Below are 18,641 nucleotides of genomic sequence, written 5' to 3'. Positions count from 1 at the left end.
ACTCGATCGACCTCGTGGTCTGCAGGTTCGCGGGTTCTTCTCCGACCAACCCGCCGGGCGTCATGCGTGCATGAGCGTCTCCACAGGGTCCGTCTTCCCGGCTTTCCACGCGGGGTAGGCGCCCGCGAGCAGCCCCACGGCCAGACCCGCGACGACGCCGCCGAGCACCGTGTCCATCCGGAGGATGGGTCGCCAGTGGTTCACGAGGCTGATGGACGCGACCGCGTCCAGGGCAAGGGCCGTGCCGAGGATCGTACCGACGGCGCTCGTGAGCACGGCTTCGGCGGAGAACTGTGCCGCGATGCCCAGGGGTCGCGCCCCCACGGCGAGCCTCAGCCCGATCTCCCGCCGTCGCTCCAGGACGGCGACCAGGAAGGTGTTCATGATACCGATGGTCCCGATCAGCAGGGTCACACCGGAAAGAATCATCAGCAGAGAGCGTTGCTGCTGGTCAACGGCTTGTCGCAGAGTTTCGGGTTCGGGTGGAACGCTAGCGGAGAACAGTCCCGGCTTGCGCGGACTCAGCGCCGTCGGTGCCTCCCGCCCCACTTGGCTCGCCGCACCGGGCGACGTTGCCACGATGATCTTGGTGGCTCCGCCCTCATGACCCTCAAGGGCGATCCCCAACGGCGTGTAGACGGCCCCGTGGTCCTCGGACAAGGAAGGATTTTCCGAGGCCACGCCGATTACGGTCAGCGGTGTGGCCCCAACGTACAAGGTGAGCCCCGGAGTCCACGGGGTTCCGAGCGAGTTCAGGAGGGAACGACCAACGACGGCGACCCGGTCCCTCCGGGCGACGTGGCCCTCGTCGAAGCCTCGGCCTTCCTCGATTTTCTGCCCCTGGGCTTCAAAGACTGTCGGGGTCGCGGAGAAGACCTCGGTTTGAACCCGTCCGTCGAACTGATTGTCCTGCTTCGGGACAGTCGTGATGGTCTCCATGCCTTCCGTGGCGGGCCGGACGACGGCGGTCACGTTGACCCCGTTGAGCCGGCTCAAGGAGGCGTACTCCGGCCCCGCCGCCAGCTCCACGGCTTGCTCTCGCGACAGCGGCGTCTTGCTCGTCTGGGTCAGAACGACGTGCTGGGCCTTGAAGACATCGAATGCGTCGGAGATCTGGCCCGCGATGGTCGAGGTGATGCCCGAGGTCAGGACCAGCGTCGCGACGCCGAGCATGACCCCCAAGGTGGTCAGCATGTTTCTTCTGAATCGCAATGACACCGCTTCCGCGGCCTCTTTGAGGCTCGTGAGCAGCCATCTAGACTTTGCGGGGATCGCCGCTTCCTCCGGCGCAGCCCCTCGCCTTTGCACCGGAACCATCTCAAGGACCCGCATCGAGTCCTGATCGGGTGCCGGCGTCGAGCCGATCGCAACGGCCTGATTGGGTTCCCGAGTCGGCGACGTCGTCTCGACCAGCCGACCGTCCTCGAGGGAGAGCACACGGTCGCATTGGGAGGCGACCCACGGATCGTGGGTCACGATCACGGTGGTCTGATGACTTCCGGTCTGTTCGCGGAGGATCTTCAGGACTTCGGCGGAACGGCGCGAATCGAGGGACCCGGTGGGTTCGTCGCAGAGCAGCAATTTCGGGCGGGTGACCAATGCGCGTGCGATCGCGACCCGCTGCTTCTCGCCTCCGGAGAGCACCGCGGGCCGAGCATCGCGGCGATGCGCCATACCCAGCTCGGCGAGCATCCGCTGCGCCGCGGCCCTGCGCTGCCCTTTCCCCACCCCCATGTATTTGAGCGGCAATTCGACGTTGGCTAGCGCGGACTTGTGATCGATCAAATGGAATGACTGGAACACCAGCGCGATCTTTTCCAGACGAGTTCCCGCGCGGTCCCGAGGACCCGTGCCGGTGACCTCCACTCCGTCGAGAACGTATGTCCCCTCTGTCGGAGGCGCGAGAAGGCCGAGGATGTTGAGCAACGTCGACTTGCCGGAACCGGAGGGCCCCACGATCGCGACCATGTCCCCGAATTCGAGCCGGATGTCCACGTTCTCGAGCACGGACGTCCGGGCCTCCCCGTCGCCGAAGACCTGCGTGATCCCTGTGGCCTCGACGCAGGGGCGGGCGTCCGCATTCGGTCTGACCTTCGGAACGACGCCGGCCTCGGCGCTCACCCTTCCCCACCTCGATCGGTGCCGATGCGAATCGTGGTCCCCTCAGAGAGCTCCCCGCTCAGGGGCTCGACCGCGTTCTTCCCGTCGGTGGAGAACAGCACTCGGACCGGCACATCGTGCGTGTCCTGGCCGTCCACCACGGTCACCCGGGTCTCATTGTCTTTGGTCCACAGCCCCGAGCTGGGGACCACGAGTTGCCGAGGCCGCGATTCGTCAAGGATCAGGTGCCCGGTGACCGTCCCGTGGACCTTGTCGATGTCCGGGCCGACGTCGACGAGGATGGCTCGGTCCACGGATCCCTCATCGGCTTTACTTCCTGCCGCCTCCTGGGCCACAGGCTGGGGAGCGCCTTGCGCTCCGGCGCCCTCACCGGAACTCGATGTGGGCCTCTGCCCCGCGTTCGGCGCCACACCGGTGCGGCCTTCCTGGCCCGAGTGCCTCGAGCCAGTGTTCTCCACGACCTCCGTGATGGCGTACTCCGTGGTCCCCAGCGATGGCACCGTGACTCGTTTTCCGACCCCGGCTTCCGGGGTCAGCTGGCCGCCGACTCCTGTGCACCGCAGGCGCGCGCCCTCGGCGGACAAGGTTGCGATGGGTCCTCGGGATACGGGCCCGGTCGATCTAGGTTCGTCGATGACTTTTCCGGGGCGTTCGAGATACTGGAATGATGTGGCCGGAATGGCGTCCTTCTTGTCGATGGGCTCGTAGCCGAATTGTTTGTACAGGCGGGCCAGGGCGTCGTAGGTCGCCGCATTGATCAGGTCACGGGCTTCGCCCGAGCGTTTTCCTTGGAGCCCCAAGGCGGAGAGGCTCTCATTGAACTGGTGGGCGTCGGGGCCGCGGTCTCCGTCACGAAGGTCTCTGTACAGGGAGAATCGGCCGATCATCGCGAACAGCGGTTTGCCGTTGACCTCGGCGAGCAACGATCCCTGGTCGATCTCTTCGTGCGGCGCGACCGCGATCTTCGTGTACTGTCCTCCTTCCTCCGAGGGCGGGGCCTGCACCGTGAACGTGGAGCCGTAGCTAGACGTGCATGTCACGGGCACGGTCTTGCGCAATTGGTCCCGCGTGATTGTTGCGGTCAGCGTGGAGGGCGGAGGAGCTTCCGCGTCGGCCGCTTTCTGCGCCGAGGTAGTGAAGGACGACGCCGCGATCCAGGTGACCACGACCACGGCCACAAGGATCGCGGAGAACAGAGCGAGACCCTTTCTTTTCATGATCTCCTCCGGACTCACTGCCCCAGGATCGCGAGGACGTTAGACTCAGCGGCCCTTTTCGCGTCGCTGACCTTGGTGATCAGCCCCTGCTTTTCCTTGAGGAACGTGGTCAGGTACGCGTTGAGCTGCTTCCGGAGTTGGTTCTCGAAGTCGACCTTTTCCCGACACTTCGCATCAGCCACGGCGATATCGATACCGGGGTTCTTTATTTTCGCGTGAATAATGTCCGGAGTCTCGAATTCGAGGTTCTCATCGTTTTTCATGCATTCGGACCACTTCTTTTCGAGGCCTCGAGTCTCCTCCGAGTCCATAGCCGCATTGACGTAAGGGAGCGGCAGGTTCCCTGCGGCGCCTTCGAAGACAACACCAGATTCCGCGGAACCGAAAACTTTTTCATAAGCGAAAGCCAGGCAACCATCCTTGGAGATGCCACCAGGCACCCCCTCCACACTCACCGAACCGTTCTCGGGGTCCCCGATAAATACGGAGATCGCCTTCTTTTCCATGTCTGAAGGTAGAGATTCAGGATCTTCCAGCCCGGCGTCAGTCACATATCCCTGAACCCGAGCATCTTCGACGTTGAGTTCCGACGGGCTCGCCAAACTACGCACCGACGGGGTCTTATGTGATCGGGCGACCCACCGCGCCCCATGGTTACTGACACACTGTCCGATTTCTTTCTCGACCGCGTCATGCATCGCCGGGGTCTGACGGAAGAGTTCATCCACTTTTTCGATGGCCTGGGGATCGGGCGACGTCGCGGCAGCGAGGCTTTCGATGGCGAGACTCTCGGAAGACTCGCTCGCATTAGGCTCGCTCTTCGCCCCGCCCTCGGCGGCCCCGCACCCCACAAGGAAAAACACCAGAACAGAGAAAAAAGTAATCTTTTTCATTATTCTCTTTCAGCCCGGCGACGGCGACCGTCAGGCCGCCATCGCCAAAAACTAATACGTCAGACTTGTTTCACGAAATCTGCCATGTCATTAAATCTGATGCTTTTCAAATTGTCCTCATACCAGCCGGGCGGCAGGGTTTGGCCAATAAACTGACGACCCCGACGCCACTCACCAATACCTTCGGAAGCCCTAACGTTCGCGTTGGTCCACGAACTCGCGCGATCGTGAAGGGCTCGACTCAGGTCCGTATACCCGTTGTAACCGTTAATGACCTGCGACGAACCGCCACGGCGAGCATGCTCATAGACGCACACATTGGAGGTGGGGCATCCAAGTACGGTAGCGGAAGCGGGTGGTGCCCCGATCACCAGACTCGATGCCAGACCACAAGGTACTAGCGAGCCAGCCAGAAGTTTCATCGATATTAACGATTTCATGTTTCCCCGTTACGGATGAATCACTAATAATGGCAAGAAGTATCTTAAGTGACTTGGGGCACCCGGGCAAGGGATTCGGCACGAAAAGTCTAGAAATTTTAAGTATAGATATAAAATCTATACTTATTCCCCGTGGCCTGCGGAAATGTCGTCATTTCCGTACATCACCCCCCTGGTTCACCCGCTAGCCAGATGCCCCCGGAGGGTCGCGGCGTCGTAGTCCGTGCGGAAGCGGCCACGTTTCTGGAGTTCCGGAATCACCTGGTCCACGAAGTCCTCGATGCCGCCCGGCAGGGTCGGGGGCATCAGGTTGAAGCCGTCCGCTCCCCCGTGGTCCAGCCAGTGCTCGATCTGATCGGCAAGGGTCTCCGGGGTCCCGACCATGGTGCAGTGTCCGCCACCGGCCGCGAGCCGCCCCAGGAGCTCGCGCACCGTGGGGCGCTCGGCTTCGATGATGCGCAGAATCGTCGCGTACCGCCCTTTGGGTCCGGTGAACTGCTCGAGCGGTTCGAGCTCCGGGACGGGCGCATCGAGCTCCCAGTCGCTGCAGTCGCGCTGCACGAATTTTCCCAGCTGGCGCAGGGAGGCCTCGACGGGCAGGAGCTCGTCCAGCTCCCTTCGCTTCCGTTCGGCTTCCTCGACGGTCGAGCCCACGTAGGTCACGAGCCCAGGCATCACGACGACGTCGTCCGGGTTCCGTCCCGCGGCCGCGGCCCGACGCCGAATGTCGGTGCGGTATTTCTCGCCCTGTTCGAGGTCGTAGGCGACGGAGTAGATGCCTTCCGCGCGACGCGATGCGAGGCTTCGTCCCGGTTCGGAGGCGCCGGCCTGGAACAGCACGGGCCGACCCTGCGGCGGTTCGGGTACGTTGAGCGGGCCAGCGACCGAGAAATGCTCGCCCTCGTGGTCCACCCCGTGGATCATGGTCGAGTCGGCGTAGCGCCCCTCGCGATCGGCCAGAATCGAGGCGCGGGGCCACGAATCCCAGAGCGCCTGGACGGCGTCGACGAACTCTTCAGCCCGGCGATAGCGTTCGTCGTGCCCCGGCAGGGTTGTACCACCGTGGTTGCGGGCCTCGGCATCAAACATGGACGTCACGACATTCCAGCCGATCCTCCCGCCGCTGATGTGGTCGAGGCTCGCCAGAATCCGGGCCGCATGGAAAGGAGTCCAGAATGAGCTGGACACCGTGCTGACCAGGCCGATCTTCGATGTCGCCCGCGCCATGGCGGCCAGGCACGTGAGTGGTTCCAGGAACCACGCCGGAGAGTCCTCGAGGTTGCCGGGGCTCAGCGACTGGCCATCGGCGAAGAACACGGCGTCGAGTTTGCCGCGTTCGGCAGTGCGGGCGAGCTCCTCGTAATAGTCGATCTCGCCGAGCCTCTCGACCGAGGAGCCCGGGGCCCTCCAGGCCGCATTGTGGTGCCCGCAGCCGTAGATGAACAGGTTGATGTGTGCGTGCTTCTTTCCAGCGTTCATCCTTTAACCAGCCCTCCGTCGACGATCAGGTTCTGCCCGGTCACCGCGCGGGCCCACGGGGAAGCGAAGAAGAGAATCGCGTCGGCCATTTCGTCCGGGGTGGTCACGGAACGCAGTGGCGTTCCCGCAGCGATCATGTCGAAGACCTCATCCGGAGTTGCGGAGCTCGCATCCGTTTCCCTCAACAGACCACCGGAGACCATATTGACCGTAATTCCTTCCGGGCCGAGATCCTGCGAGAACGTGCGCGTCAAGGAGAGCAGGGCGGCCTTGGCCGCCGTGTAGTCGTGGTACGGGACCACGGGGTTCTGAAACAGGTTCGTGCCGATGTTCACGACGCGCCCGAAGCCCCGTTCGGCCATACCGGGTCGGAGCGCCTGGATCATCGCGAGCGGCCCGTGGAGCGACCCGTCGATCTGTTTCTGGAATTCCTCGGCGGTGATGTCGGCGGCTTTCGACCGGGCCTCGCCGTTGAAGCTGAAGTCCACCAGGGCGTTGTTGACCAGCGTGGTCGGTGCGGTGCCGAAGAATCCGGAGGCTGACGTCGCGAACTCTCGAATGCTCTCCCCGTCCCGAACGTCAAGGGCCGCGCAACGGGCTCGGTCCGGGAATTCGTCGACGATGCGGGCGGCGTCGTCCTTGCTCTGGTGGTACCCAATGACCACCTTTGCCCCTTCGCCGAGGAAAGCGCGGCTGATGCTCTCTCCAAGGCCCCTCGCGCCGCCGGTCACCACCACGATCTGCTCGTCGATGGGCAGAACGCTCGATACGGTGGTGGGATTTTCGGTCATGGTCTTTGCCTCTCCATCGAGGCGAAGGCACCCGAAAGAGCGATTCCCGCAACCGCTGTTGCGGCACGCGGATGTAAGTGCGCTCTGCGGACATTCCCTTCGCCAGTACTAGCTGAATCAGGTTCTACGGGTTTCATCTCAGCCTCCCTTCGGAGGCACCCCGTGTCGCGCGTCTCATGTTAGCACCGCTACTCGAACAGGCCCTGCCCAACCATCTCGTCTCCGTCACGAATGCCCGCGGGCACGGCGAAGAGCGCCGATGCCTGGTGCTGGAGATACTCCGTCAGGGCATCCTGCTCCGTCATTTTCTTGAGAGTCGGGTAGAAACCTTTCCGGGGATCTCGCACGTAGGCGATGAAGAACAGACCCGCATCCAGACGCCCGAGGGAATCGTTGCCGTCCGTATAGTTGTAGCTGCGTCGAAGCATCCGATGACCCCCGTTGTTCTCAGGGGCGACGACGGCCACGTGCGAGTCCGTGGGAATCACGGGTTCCCCGTGGTCATCCTGAGCCGTGAAGTCCAGTGCTTCGAACTCGTCCGACGCCCGAGGCGAGGCGATCGACAGTGGCGCACCGTACTGCTTGTCCCGGCCGATCACCTCCTGCTGTTCGGAGAGCCGTACTCGATCCCAGATTTCGAGGTACATGTGAATCTTTCGTGCCACGAAATACGTTCCACCGTTCATCCACTGTGCGTTGGGATCATCCTCGGGCTGAACCCAAACGTTGTCGCCGAAGAGGTCATCGCCGTCTTCCGCTTTGAGGTTGGCCGTACCATCCTTGAATCCGAAGAGATTACGGGGTGTCTGCTGTCCCCTCGACGTCGAGGAACTGCGTCCGTAACCGATCTGACTCCACTTGAGCGTCGCCGAGCCGAAGGCGATGCGGGTCAGGTTTCTGATCGCGTGGACGCAGGTCTGAGCGTCATTGGAGCACGTCTGGATCAGGATGTCCCCGTCGCTGGATCCTGCCCGCAGGGCTTCGTTCGCAAATTTCGGAACCCCATCGCTCAGGATCTTGGGCATCTTGTCCTTGAGTCCAAAACGATCATTTCCGTGCTCATCGACGAAGAGCGAACGTCCGAAACCGAAGGTGATGGTCAGTCCGCTCGGCGAGTATCCCCAGGCTTCTCCGGTGTCCTCGGGCGGCATGTGGTGATTGCCCTCAGGAGCGCCGCCAACGAGTTCCCCCGCGCACATATGCTCTGCGGCGACCGTCCACTCGGAAAGCAGTTCTTTGAGTCCTCCGACATCCTGAACAGTCACATTAAAGGCGGCGGTATACATATTGTTTTGCGTGGGAGTCAGAATTCCCTGTTGTTTTTCCCCGCGAAAGGGGTACCTGAGTTCAGCCGGAGTGGCTGCTGCGGCTTCATCGCTACCCATGCGGTGACCGATTGCTCCACCGCCGAAGCCCGCAATGCCCAACAGGCCGGCCGCTCCCGCGGCCCCCACGAGCCGACGACGCGAGAAACCGAGGGTTTTCCCTTGAGTTGCTGCCGCCTCGTCGCCGGCCATGGCATCCGTAGGGTGTGTCTCTGCCCAGTGCGAGTTTTTGGCAGACGACGACGCAGCACGCGGTTCATCACCGAATGATGTGTGAGGTGACATTGATTCTTCCGTGGACTAGTGAAGGATCGTTCCCGCGATCTTGGACAGCGGCTCACCGAGAGCGTTGACCGCGTCGGAGAACTTTCGTTGGAGGTCGGTGTAATCCGAGTCTTTGGGCGCTTCCCCGGCGTCCTTCTGAACGGCAGCGATCTGGGAGTAGTCCTTGAACAGGGTGTTTCCGCCCTCGTCCTTACCGGTCGATTGTTCGTTGATCAGTGACTTCACCGATTCGAATTTTGACTCGATCTTCTCTGCCAGCTTGGGGTCTTTGTCTTTCACCAAATCAGCGACATTCCCATAGGCAACCTCAGCTCCTTCGACGTTGGCCTTGAAGTCATAGGTATCCGTGTGCGAGAAAGTCTCTTCTTCACCCACGATCTTGGACGTGGCAACTTCTTCCAGGAGCGAGGAAGCGCCGGTTGCGACGTCGGACAATTCGAGTTTGAACTTGCCCTTGGCGCCGTCGATCTTGCCGTAGACCAGGTCGTAGAGCTTCTGGGTGTTTTCGTTCAGCTCGTCCGCGGCTCGTTTCCGGTCTTCGTCCGTGTCGAACTTGTACCCGGCGGAATCATCTGTGAACAGGTCCGCCTCAATCCGGTGCCAGCCGGTCCAGCCCTTGAGTACCTCCGGGTCCGTGGGTTTCTTGTGCGCATCCGCCGAGAGGTCCTGGACTCGGGCGTCCAACGCAACGTCGAGGTCCCCTCCTTCCTTGATGCCGAAGGATTCGGCGGTCGGCTCGATGCGCTCGTAATGCTGACGAGCCAACGGGTACAGCGTCTTCGCCTTTTGGTCATCGCCTGCGATGTAGGCCTTCGTGAACTCTTGGGTCGCACTCACCAGCTGACCCGTCTGGTCTTTGACGTACGAGGTGTAGTTCGAGATCGCGTGGTCCTCGGCGGCCTGGACATCTTTTGCTACTTCCACGTTCTCGCCTGGGATAACGTCGAGTTGGGCGAGTCCCACGAAGTTGCCGACCATATTCGGCTTGCACCCGGTGTAATACGTTCCTTCCTTGAGCGCCGTTGTCATGTGTGCCGTGGTGCCCGGCCCGATGTTTTCCTTCTCGGAAACGATCTGCAGTTTGTTCTCGGTCAGAACCTCGAATTCATTCGGCGTGGTCCCGTTGTTGGCGATCTCGAAGGCGACTTTGCCGGCCGGGATCTTGGCCGGATCGGTCGTGCACGTGTCGTTGGCGATGTTGGCTTTGACGGTCTGAACGGTTCCCCCGTTTGTGGACTCGTTGGATGAAGCCGACGAATTTGCGGGATTGTCAGTGCATGCCGACAGAGAGATGACCATAGCTATAGCGGCCGGAACAGCAAGAAGGTACCTTGTGTTTTTCATGTTTTCCTCTCGGGTTCGGTGATGGCGCGGACTACGGCGTCCGGCTCGGGGAAGGGATTGAGGGGTCAGTGCGCCTGAACATGCGGTGCGGCCCGCGTTGCGGCGCGCTTGCCAGAGGAGACTTGGCGCGTGAAGAGAAAGACTGTGGGAACCAAGTAGACGACCCATGCGAGGACTTGCAACACCGTCGGCTGGAGATTGACCTGGAAAACAGCCTGTCCGAGCGTGTAGGTCCAGAAGAGGGGCGATGTGATCGCAGGCAAGCGATTGCTAAGGTCCCAAGCGTGGCTCATGATCCCGGGCAGCACGCCTGCTTCTTGCAGGTCGCCGATTCCGTAAGCGCAGATCCCGGCCGTCACCACTATCAGGAAATAACCGGTCGCGGAGAAGAAGAGGCGCATATTGATCCGACGAGCACCTCGGTAGACGATCCACCCGAGGGCAACCGAAAGTACCAGGCCTGTCAGCACGCCCGTGGTGGTCGCCAGGACGTTGGTTTGGATGGAAGATCGAACCGTTGCCCAGATGAAAAGCGCGGTTTCCACGCCTTCTCGGCCGACCGCCAGCACGGCAAGCCACACCATGCCCCACCCGCCTGAGCCACCCACCAAGGAGCGCTCCACCGAAGATTCAAGATCGTGCTTGAGCTGGCGGGAGTGACGGCCCATCCAGAAGATCATCCAGGTCACGAGGGCAACAGCAACCAGGGAAAGTGTCCCGCCGATGATCTCTTGAACCTGGAACGAAAGTGTCTTAGGCCCCCATGTGAGCAGTGCGCCGATGCCGAGAGGCAACAGAACCGCCACGCCGACGCCCAGCCACATCTTGGGCAGGACATCGCGGCGTCTGGTCTTGATCAGATACGCAACAAGGATCCCAATGATGAGGGAAGCCTCGAACCCCTCCCGGAGAGCGATCAACAAATTGGCAACGAACACACAGCCTCCCAAGACGATCAGCCGCTGGAGGCCCTGTCATGGGCTCGGCGGCTGGGCTCAAGAGAAGTATAACCTCACCACAAACCACGTTAATGCTTTACCGATGATCAAGTAAGCCTTGTTTTCCTCTATGGCTTCCCTGACCTATTCCGCGTCAGGCCCTGATCCATACGTTCGAGCGCGAGCGCCACCCGAGCGTGATTCCACGAAGTCCCATGAAGCCCATCGCATACGCGATCCAGACCCAGACGAAGCCCCTGGGATCGACGTCGCCTCCGCGGTCCGCGCTGAAAGCAAATACTCCCCAGAGCATCGGTGCGTAAATCACCAACGAAATGAATGAGGCGAGGGCCAAATATTTCACGTCCTCGGCGCCGATGAGCACGCCGTCGAGAATGAAAACATAGGACGCCAATGGCTGTCCGATCGCAACCACGATCATTGCGGCACCGAAGAGCTGCTGAACGTGCGGGTCGGGGGTGAAGGCCCAGCCGAATCCGTATCCGATGATGGGACAGATCAGGCCGGTGATCACGCCGAAGCCCACGGACCATCGGATCAGGCGGTTCATGAGCCTTCTGACGTGCTCCTTCTCGGAGGGCAGACTCAGGTTCCGACTGCCCATCTCCTTTCCGAGTAAGGCTTGGGCCGCGATAGCGAGCGCGTCGAGCCCAAACGCCATGAACCCGAAGAGGGACATCGTCAGCTGATAGGCCGCCAAGTTGACCGGCCCCTGGTGAGTGACGACCAAAACGGTGAGGAGCATCGCGGCTCGCATCGACGCGGTGCGCAGCATCAGCCATGAACCGACGGAAAGTATCGCACCTACCCGGCTCGGCGACGTCGTCCAGCAGACATCATGGTCTCGGGAGCCTCCGACGATCATGACGAGGTAGACGGCGGCCATGCCCCATTGAACGAGTGAAGTGCCCATGGCGGAGCCTGCGACTCCGAGATGCAACGGGAAGACCAGGATCATATTGAGGATTACGTTGACCGCTGCACCGGTTGCCGCAACGTACAGCGGCGTCTTGGTGTCCTGGAGTCCTCGCAGAATCCCGAGGGCCGCGAGGACGATGAGCATACCCGGCAAACCCGGCATGGACCAGCGCATGTAGGCGACGGCGTGTTCGAGGGTTTCCTTCTGGGCACCCATCATGCCCAGAACGGCGGGGGCAAGAATCCAACCGGCGATGGCCAAGACAAGACCCAAACCGAATGCGACCCATAGGCCATCGCGCCCTTTCTCGTACGCCGCCTTGAGGTTCCTAGCGCCGAAGAATTTGGCAACGGCCGGGGTGGTCGAGTACGAGAGGAAAATCATGAGGCCGATGACCGTCTGAACTACCGTGGAAGCGACCGAAAGGCCCGCCAGCTGGGGCGTGCCGAGGTGGCCGACAATAGCGGTGTCGGCGAGGATGAAAAGCGGTTCCGAGATCAACGCGCCGAAGGCCGGTAGGGCCAGGGCGAGGATCTGCCGGTTGAGACTCTTCGCTGACGCCTCCGATGAGGTGTGTTCAGGTGCGTTATTCACCCGGCCAAGTCTAGGAGGTGAAAGGTTCGTCGAGCCACGGGCGGGCCCCATTACTACCCCAACGCTGTGCCCCAAACCCGTTGACTCCGTTGTTGTCCACAATCTGCTTGATGACCGTTCCGGCGGGCCAGGACTTCTGGTTAGATCGAGTCATGGCCAACACACTCCAGACAGTGCACCCCGCCGACTTCCATGAGCTGATCCGCGTGCACGGAGCTCGGGAGAACAATCTCAAGGACATCAACGTCGAGTTGCCCAAGAGGCGCTTGACCGTATTCACTGGCGTCTCCGGCTCAGGCAAGAGTTCCTTGGTCTTCGGAACCATCGCGGCCGACTCGCAAAGACTCATCAACGAGACTTATAGCGCGTTCGTCCAAGGGTTCTTGCCCACCCAGGCGCGACCGGAAGTGGACTTTCTGGACGGCCTCACCACGGCGATCATCGTGGACCAGGAACGTATCGGGAACAATGCGCGTTCGACCGTCGGGACCGTCACGGATGCCAACGCACTGCTGCGGACCCTGTTCAGCCGCGTAGCCGAACCCAAGATCGGCGGCCCCAAGGCTTACTCTTTCAACACGCCCTCCGTGACCGCGTCCGGAGCGATGAAGGTCGAGCGAGGCCACCGCAAGGCGGTCAAGACGACATTCTCCGTGACCGGAGGAATGTGCCCCCGCTGTGAAGGCATGGGCTCGGTGACGGATCTGGACCTGGCGGAGGTCTTCGACGAGGCCAAGTCCTTATCCGATGACGCGATCAAAGTCCCCGGATATTCGGGCGGCGGCTGGAACGTCCGGCTGTTCAGCGGTTCGGGCTTCGTTGACCCGGACAAACCCATCAAAAAATTTACAAAGCGTGAGATGCACGATTTTCTGTACAAGGAACCCGTACGCATCAAGGTCGACGGCATCAACATGACCTACGAGGGCCTAATACCTCGCATCCAGAAATCGATGCTTTCCAAGGACAAGGAGTCGATGCAGCCTCACGTCCGAGCGTTCGTGGATCGCGCGGTGACCTACGTGACCTGCCCCGATTGTCACGGCACTCGCCTGACTCAGGGTGCACTGTCTTCCAAGGTTGACGGCAAAAACATTGCCGAGTTGTGCCAAATGCAGATCAGCGATCTGGCCGAGTGGGTCAGAAACCTCGAGATCCCCAGCGTGGGTCCTTTGCTCACGGCGCTGCGTCACCTCCTCGATTCATTCGTAGAGATCGGTCTGGGCTATCTGTCCCTGGATCGGTCTTCCGGGACGCTTTCTGGCGGCGAGGCCCAACGGGTCAAGATGATCCGCCACCTGGGCTCCTCGTTGACCGACGTGACCTACGTATTCGATGAGCCGTCTATCGGGCTGCATCCCCACGACATCGAGCGGATGAACCGACTCCTTCTTCAGCTGCGGGACAAAGGCAATACGGTTCTGGTGGTCGAGCACAAACCGGAGATGATCGAGATCGCCGACCACGTGGTGGATCTAGGCCCCGGTGCAGGCAAAGCCGGCGGCGAAGTTTGCTACGAGGGCGACGTCGCCGGCTTGCGTGCTTCCGGTACTGTGACGGGCCAGCATCTTGACGACCGCGTGCATCTCAAAGACTCGGTTCGTCAGGCTTCCGGAAAACTCGAGATTCGCGGTGCCAACCGCAACAACCTGCGGAACGTGGACGTCGACGTCCCTTTGGGGGTCCTGACCGTGGTTACCGGCGTCGCCGGATCCGGGAAGTCCTCGCTGCTCCACGGTTCTTTGCTCAAGGGAACGCGGGGCGCAGAGGAAGGCATCGTTTCCATCGATCAGACTCCCATCAAGGGGTCGCGCCGGAGCAATCCCGCCACGTACACCGGCCTCCTCGAGCCGATTCGCAAGGCATTCGGCAAAACCAACGACGTGAAGCCTGGGCTGTTCAGTTCCAATTCGGAAGGAGCATGCCCAACTTGCAATGGCTCCGGGGTCATATTCACCGACCTGGGGATGATGGCGGGGCTCTCCACCGTGTGCGAGGACTGCGAAGGCAAACGTTTCCAACCCGAGGTCCTGGAATACAAATACGGCGGCAAGGACATCAGCGAAGTTCTGGCCATGTCGGTCGCCCAGGCGGAGAAGTTCTTCGGGCCGGGCGAGAACAAGCTTCCCGCCGCGCACAAGATCCTGAAGCGTTTAGACGACGTCGGACTCGGTTATCTGAGCCTGGGACAGCCCCTGACCACCCTCTCGGGTGGCGAGCGGCAGCGGCTCAAGTTGGCTACCCATATGGGAGAAAAAGGCGGGGTCTATATCCTCGACGAGCCGACCACGGGGCTTCACCTGGCCGACGTGGAACAGCTTCTGGGGCTGCTGGATCAGCTCGTGGAATCGGGCAAGTCGGTGATCGTGATCGAACACCATCAGGCGGTCATGGCACATGCCGACTGGATTGTTGATCTGGGTCCCGGTGCCGGTCACGACGGCGGGCGCGTGGTCTTCGAAGGTTCGCCGGCCGAGCTCGTCAAGTCCCGTTCAACAACGACGGGCCGGTACTTGGCCGACTACGTCCGCGGGGGTTTGCCCTCTTCCGCCGAACAGTAAACACCCCTGGGGAAGGGCCTCAGCCGTGACGTCCGCGGAGTTTCTCCAACTCGCGTCGTTCTTTCTTGGTTGGACGCCCAGCTCCGGGCTCGCGGCGTGGGACCGGGGCGGAAAGCGCCGTAGGACGCGGCGGGGAATGGTCGACGTAGCAGGTGCGGGCCACGGGCGCCCCGACTCGTTTGGTCAGCAACTTGATCACTTCAAAAACTCGCTCCCAGCCTGGCGTCCGAACCTTGACGACGTCGCCCACCCTGAGGGCTTGTGAGGCTTTCACGGGTTGGTCGTTGAGGCGGACGTGTCCTGCACGGCAGGCGGTTGTGGCCGAAGAGCGGGTCTTGTAGAGCCGGACGGCCCAGAGCCATGCATCCAACCGCACACTCTGCGGCCCTTCTTGCGGAGTCTGGTTCTCTGAGCTCATGGTCATCCAGTCTAGTCCGGACGGTGCTGCCCCGGGGCGTTCAGGCGACAACGCTGGTCGGCTCGGCAGGAATGATGCGGGCCACGTTGGGAGGCATTTACCCGATTCAGAGCCCTTTCCCTGCGCCGCGCCCCCACCAGGCGGAGGCCTCGGTTTAAAAAACCACCGGCCGGGAAGTGGAGCTATAGGGAAAACGCTCCACCCCCGGCCGATGGTCCGAGACGGATTCGCGGTCCGCCTCTCATCAATCACTCGCACCTTATGAGGTACTTATTAACCTAACCACCCCGACTGAGCTGCAACCTCACACCAGCTGAGAGCCTCCTGTTAATCAGGTCACGACTTGGACAAGTTCCTGTGTTCGGGCCTCTCAGGTCCGGCTGAGAGGCCCGAAGTGCCAGATCGGCGAACAGATTCAGCTCTCTAGGGCCCCGAAACGTTGCAGTATCCCCGCATCGATTTCGTCGTAGACCTCGGGGATGTAATGGAACGGAGCGAGACCCCAGCGGTGTTCGGAATCGCCGAAAACATCTCCTGCCACGGACAGCACATCGAACCCCAGGGCTTCCAAATAGCTGTAGTAAGGCTCGAAGAGCTGGTTGGCCTGACTCGCGGACAATCCCAGGCTGGGCGGAACAGATTCGCCATTGCGTCCCTCGACCGCCCACGGCACTTTGATGACCACGACTTTTTCCCAAAGGCCACGTTTTCGTAGACCCTCGCTGAATTCGCTGACTGCTTCCTTCCATGCTTCAAAATGCATCTCATCTCCAAAGGGCACCCATTGTTCCCCGGGCAGCACCTCAGCGACAGGCTCGGCCGAGAGTGCGTCCACTGACCTGGTGGCGACCCCGCCATTCATGAACCAATAGACGCCGTGCCGTTCGTCGACGAGGTCCCACAGCAGCAAGTCGAATTCACCGGCTGAATCAATCTGCTCCCACAGGTCACCGCGCCAGTCGCCGACGACCATTCGCTCCTGGAAGGCATGCTGAAGCCCCAACTTGGTGGGCAGGAATTCTGAGGCGTCATGACCGACGGAAATCACCGATTGCCGCGCTATGTAACGCCGAAGCTCGTATGAGCCTGGCCCAAGTCGCTCAACCGCATCTCGAGACACGCAAGACCCGAATACGAAGAGCCGAGGGACCCGGTCCTTCTGCGACTCCGTCATAGATGTCTCTCCCAACCGACCATTTAATTTCGACTTAGTGGTTAGACTAATGGCGTCCGTGCCAATGGCCCATTTCCTATCGCGCTAGGAGTCTTTATGTCCGCGGAGCGGCTCCTAAGCATTCAGCATTTTCGCCGATTGGCCTGGCACCTGAGGAAGGGCGGAATCGCGCAGGCCCGGACCTATATCCACCGAAGCCGCCTCGGGCTGAACGACGCTTTGATGCCGACCGCCGTTTCACGGTCTCAGAACGTTCCCGCCCGAAGTGGTTTGGCAGGACGGTCTGAAAGCGCAACCCTAGCCGGTTACACTCTGGACTTCCTTCCAGCACAGCCTTCGCGCAAGAAACCCATGTTCCCGGACCTCACCGTGGCGACAATTCTGGACAAATTCTCCCAGACCGCCTGGAGTCATGAATTCCCAACCCTTCCTGTGACGCCGGAGTCCTGGCACCGACAGCTCGAGGAGACTCCACCGGACCTCCTTCTTGTCGAGTCGGCGTGGTCCGGCAACGACGGGGCTTGGCAGTACCAGCTCACGGGCTCAAATGCGCCATCGGCCGCATTGCGAGAGCTCGTGGCGCACTGCCGCGAGGTCGGCGTACCCTCGGTTTTCTGGAACAAGGAAGATCCACCGCATTTCGAAGACTTCCTGGATACAGCACGGCTTTTCGACGTCGTTCTGACCTCCGATTCCCGGCTGATTCCCGAATACCAACGGAAGCTCGGTCATGAGAGTGTCTTTCCCCTTTCCTTCGCCGCCCAGCCGGCCGTGCACAACCCCATTCGACCCCAGCACGGCTTCCATCAACGCGACGTCGCCTTCGCCGGCATGTATTTCTCTCACAAGTTTCGGGAGCGACGCGAGCAGATGCAGTTGTTGCTTAACGCCGCACTGGCCGTCTCCGGGAGAATGAAATACGGACTGGAGATCTTCTCGCGCTTCGTGGGAGACGACGAGCGCTATCAATTCCCGGCGCCTTTTTCGGAACGAGTTGTCGGTGGCCTGGACTACGATCGGATGCTGACCGCGTACAAAGCGTTCAAAGTGTTTCTGAACGTCAATTCGGTGACGGAATCGCCATCCATGTGTGCGCGTCGCCTTTTCGAGATCACGGCGTCCGGAACCCCTGTGATTACCACGGCGTCCGAGGCAATACCGAGGTTCTTCACCCCTGAGCAGGTCCCTGTGGTGGACTCAGCACAGAATGCACAACACACCATTCGAGCACTCGTCAGGTCCCCCGAGCTCAACGACCGCACCGCGCACTTGGGACAACGAGAGATTTGGCGCAAACACACTTATGCACACCGCATGGTGCAAGTTCTGGAGGCAGCAGGCCTCTTCCAGGACGCCCAGCAGGAGAGTTTCCGGAGTCGGCTGTCGCTTCCCTCGGTGAGTGCGGTTGTCAGCACCAACCGACCTCACCAACTGGATCACGTCCTCGAAGCTCTAGGAGGACTCGAGGACGTCGACCTCGAAGTAGTCCTCGTGACCCACGGATTCGAAGTCAAGGATTCTGTGCTGCGAACAAGGGCCGCGGCCGCCGGGATCGAACATCTGGAAACGCTCGACGCCCCGCAGTCCTGGTCCTTAGGCAGATGTTTGAACGAAGCAGCCGCCGCCGCATCGGGCAAAATAATGACCAAGATCGACGACGACGACCTCTACGGTCCGCAATATCTCGCGGACCTGTTGCGTACGCTGCGCTTCTCAGGTGCCGACATTGTGGGAAAGCAAGCCCATTACATGCACCTGCTGGGCAGAGATGCCACCATGTTGCGATTCCCGGACCGGGAACATAGATGGACCGACTTCGTCATGGGGCCGACCATGACCGGCAGAACAGAGCTGTTCCGAGACCTCGGATTCAGTGAGCTGTCCCGTGGCGAGGACTCGGACTTCCTCAAGCGGGCAGTCCGTGCCGGCGCCAGCGTCTATTCCTCGGACCGCTTCAATTTCTGCCAGATGCGTCAAGAGGTCGCGTCAGGGCATGCGTGGGACGTCGAGGACGTCGAGTTGCTGGCAACCGGTGAAGTCAAATTCTTCGGCCTGCCGCTGGAGCACCTCTTCGCCTAACGCATCGAGTCACAAGTACAAATCTTTCCCAAAAATTGGATT

The 18,641-nt window shown here is 61.2% G+C and carries 15 protein-coding genes and 1 riboswitch; of the genes, 2 read left to right on the top strand and 13 right to left on the bottom strand.

The annotated features are described in order from the left end of the window. Window positions 1–60: 60 nt before the first annotated feature. From sake_RS00880 to sake_RS00835, 11 genes are all read right to left on the bottom strand, one after another. Window positions 61–2,121: an ATP-binding cassette domain-containing protein gene (locus sake_RS00880; protein ID WP_129358415.1), complete on the bottom strand. Its 2,061-nt coding sequence runs from the start codon at window positions 2,119–2,121 to the stop codon at window positions 61–63. Next, window positions 2,118–3,338: a secretion protein HlyD gene (locus tag sake_RS00875; protein ID WP_178945252.1), complete on the bottom strand. Its 1,221-nt coding sequence runs from the start codon at window positions 3,336–3,338 to the stop codon at window positions 2,118–2,120. Before sake_RS00875 ends, sake_RS00880 begins: the two co-directional genes overlap by 4 nt. A gap of 14 nt (window positions 3,339–3,352) precedes the next feature. Then, window positions 3,353–4,231, bottom strand: a complete 879-nt coding sequence (locus tag sake_RS00870; protein ID WP_129358413.1) for a hypothetical protein — start codon at window positions 4,229–4,231, stop codon at window positions 3,353–3,355. 59 nt (window positions 4,232–4,290) lie between these two features. After that, window positions 4,291–4,653, bottom strand: coding sequence for a peptidase inhibitor family I36 protein (locus sake_RS13585; protein WP_371811963.1), 363 nt, complete (start codon window positions 4,651–4,653; stop codon window positions 4,291–4,293). Between the two features lie 195 nt (window positions 4,654–4,848). Continuing rightward, a complete protein-coding gene (locus sake_RS00865) occupies window positions 4,849–6,150 on the bottom strand; it encodes an LLM class flavin-dependent oxidoreductase (RefSeq protein ID WP_178945251.1) in 1,302 nt (433 codons plus the stop codon). After that, a complete protein-coding gene (locus sake_RS00860) occupies window positions 6,147–6,941 on the bottom strand; it encodes a 3-oxoacyl-ACP reductase (protein WP_129358411.1) in 795 nt (264 codons plus the stop codon). The genes sake_RS00865 and sake_RS00860 overlap by 4 nt, the downstream gene beginning before the upstream one ends. 76 nt (window positions 6,942–7,017) lie before the next feature. Further along, window positions 7,018–7,114, bottom strand: a riboswitch (TPP riboswitch). A gap of 15 nt (window positions 7,115–7,129) precedes the next feature. Then, window positions 7,130–8,551, bottom strand: a complete 1,422-nt coding sequence (efeB, locus tag sake_RS00855; RefSeq protein WP_178945250.1) for an iron uptake transporter deferrochelatase/peroxidase subunit — start codon at window positions 8,549–8,551, stop codon at window positions 7,130–7,132. A 15-nt stretch (window positions 8,552–8,566) separates the two neighbouring features. After that, window positions 8,567–9,895, bottom strand: coding sequence for an iron uptake system protein EfeO (efeO, locus tag sake_RS00850; RefSeq protein WP_178945249.1), 1,329 nt, complete (start codon window positions 9,893–9,895; stop codon window positions 8,567–8,569). A gap of 65 nt (window positions 9,896–9,960) precedes the next feature. Beyond that, on the bottom strand, window positions 9,961–10,833 hold the full coding sequence (gene efeU, locus sake_RS00845) for an iron uptake transporter permease EfeU (protein ID WP_178945248.1): 873 nt from the start codon (window positions 10,831–10,833) through the stop codon (window positions 9,961–9,963). A 154-nt stretch (window positions 10,834–10,987) separates the two neighbouring features. Then, window positions 10,988–12,418, bottom strand: coding sequence for an MATE family efflux transporter (locus tag sake_RS00840; RefSeq protein ID WP_129358407.1), 1,431 nt, complete (start codon window positions 12,416–12,418; stop codon window positions 10,988–10,990). Then, window positions 12,378–12,521: a hypothetical protein gene (locus sake_RS00835; RefSeq protein WP_178945247.1), complete on the bottom strand. Its 144-nt coding sequence runs from the start codon at window positions 12,519–12,521 to the stop codon at window positions 12,378–12,380. Before sake_RS00835 ends, sake_RS00840 begins: the two co-directional genes overlap by 41 nt. Here sake_RS00835 and sake_RS00830 point away from each other — a divergent pair. Next, on the top strand, window positions 12,520–14,928 hold the full coding sequence (locus tag sake_RS00830) for an excinuclease ABC subunit UvrA (RefSeq protein ID WP_178945246.1): 2,409 nt from the start codon (window positions 12,520–12,522) through the stop codon (window positions 14,926–14,928). The two genes, sake_RS00835 and sake_RS00830, sit on opposite strands and share 2 nt — an antisense overlap. A 19-nt stretch (window positions 14,929–14,947) precedes the next feature. Here the strand turns inward: sake_RS00830 and sake_RS00825 are convergent, their stop codons facing one another. Further along, entirely contained in the window at window positions 14,948–15,346 is a 399-nt protein-coding gene (locus sake_RS00825; RefSeq protein ID WP_129358405.1) for an RNA-binding S4 domain-containing protein, read from the bottom strand. A gap of 415 nt (window positions 15,347–15,761) precedes the next feature. After that, a complete protein-coding gene (locus tag sake_RS00820; protein WP_178945245.1) occupies window positions 15,762–16,520 on the bottom strand; it encodes a DUF6270 domain-containing protein in 759 nt (252 codons plus the stop codon). Between the two features lie 96 nt (window positions 16,521–16,616). On the opposite strand from sake_RS00820, the gene sake_RS00815 reads away from it, so the two are divergent. Continuing rightward, complete coding sequence (locus sake_RS00815; protein ID WP_178945244.1) at window positions 16,617–18,599, top strand: glycosyltransferase; 1,983 nt, start codon at window positions 16,617–16,619, stop codon at window positions 18,597–18,599. Window positions 18,600–18,641 lie beyond the last annotated feature (42 nt).

The sequence above is a fragment of the Kocuria sp. TGY1127_2 genome (genome assembly GCF_013394385.1).
In the GTDB taxonomy this organism is placed as follows: Bacteria; Actinomycetota; Actinomycetes; order Actinomycetales; family Micrococcaceae; genus Rothia.
The sequence above is the reverse complement of the archived record's forward strand: the minus strand, read 5'-3'. Positions and strand labels throughout refer to the sequence as shown.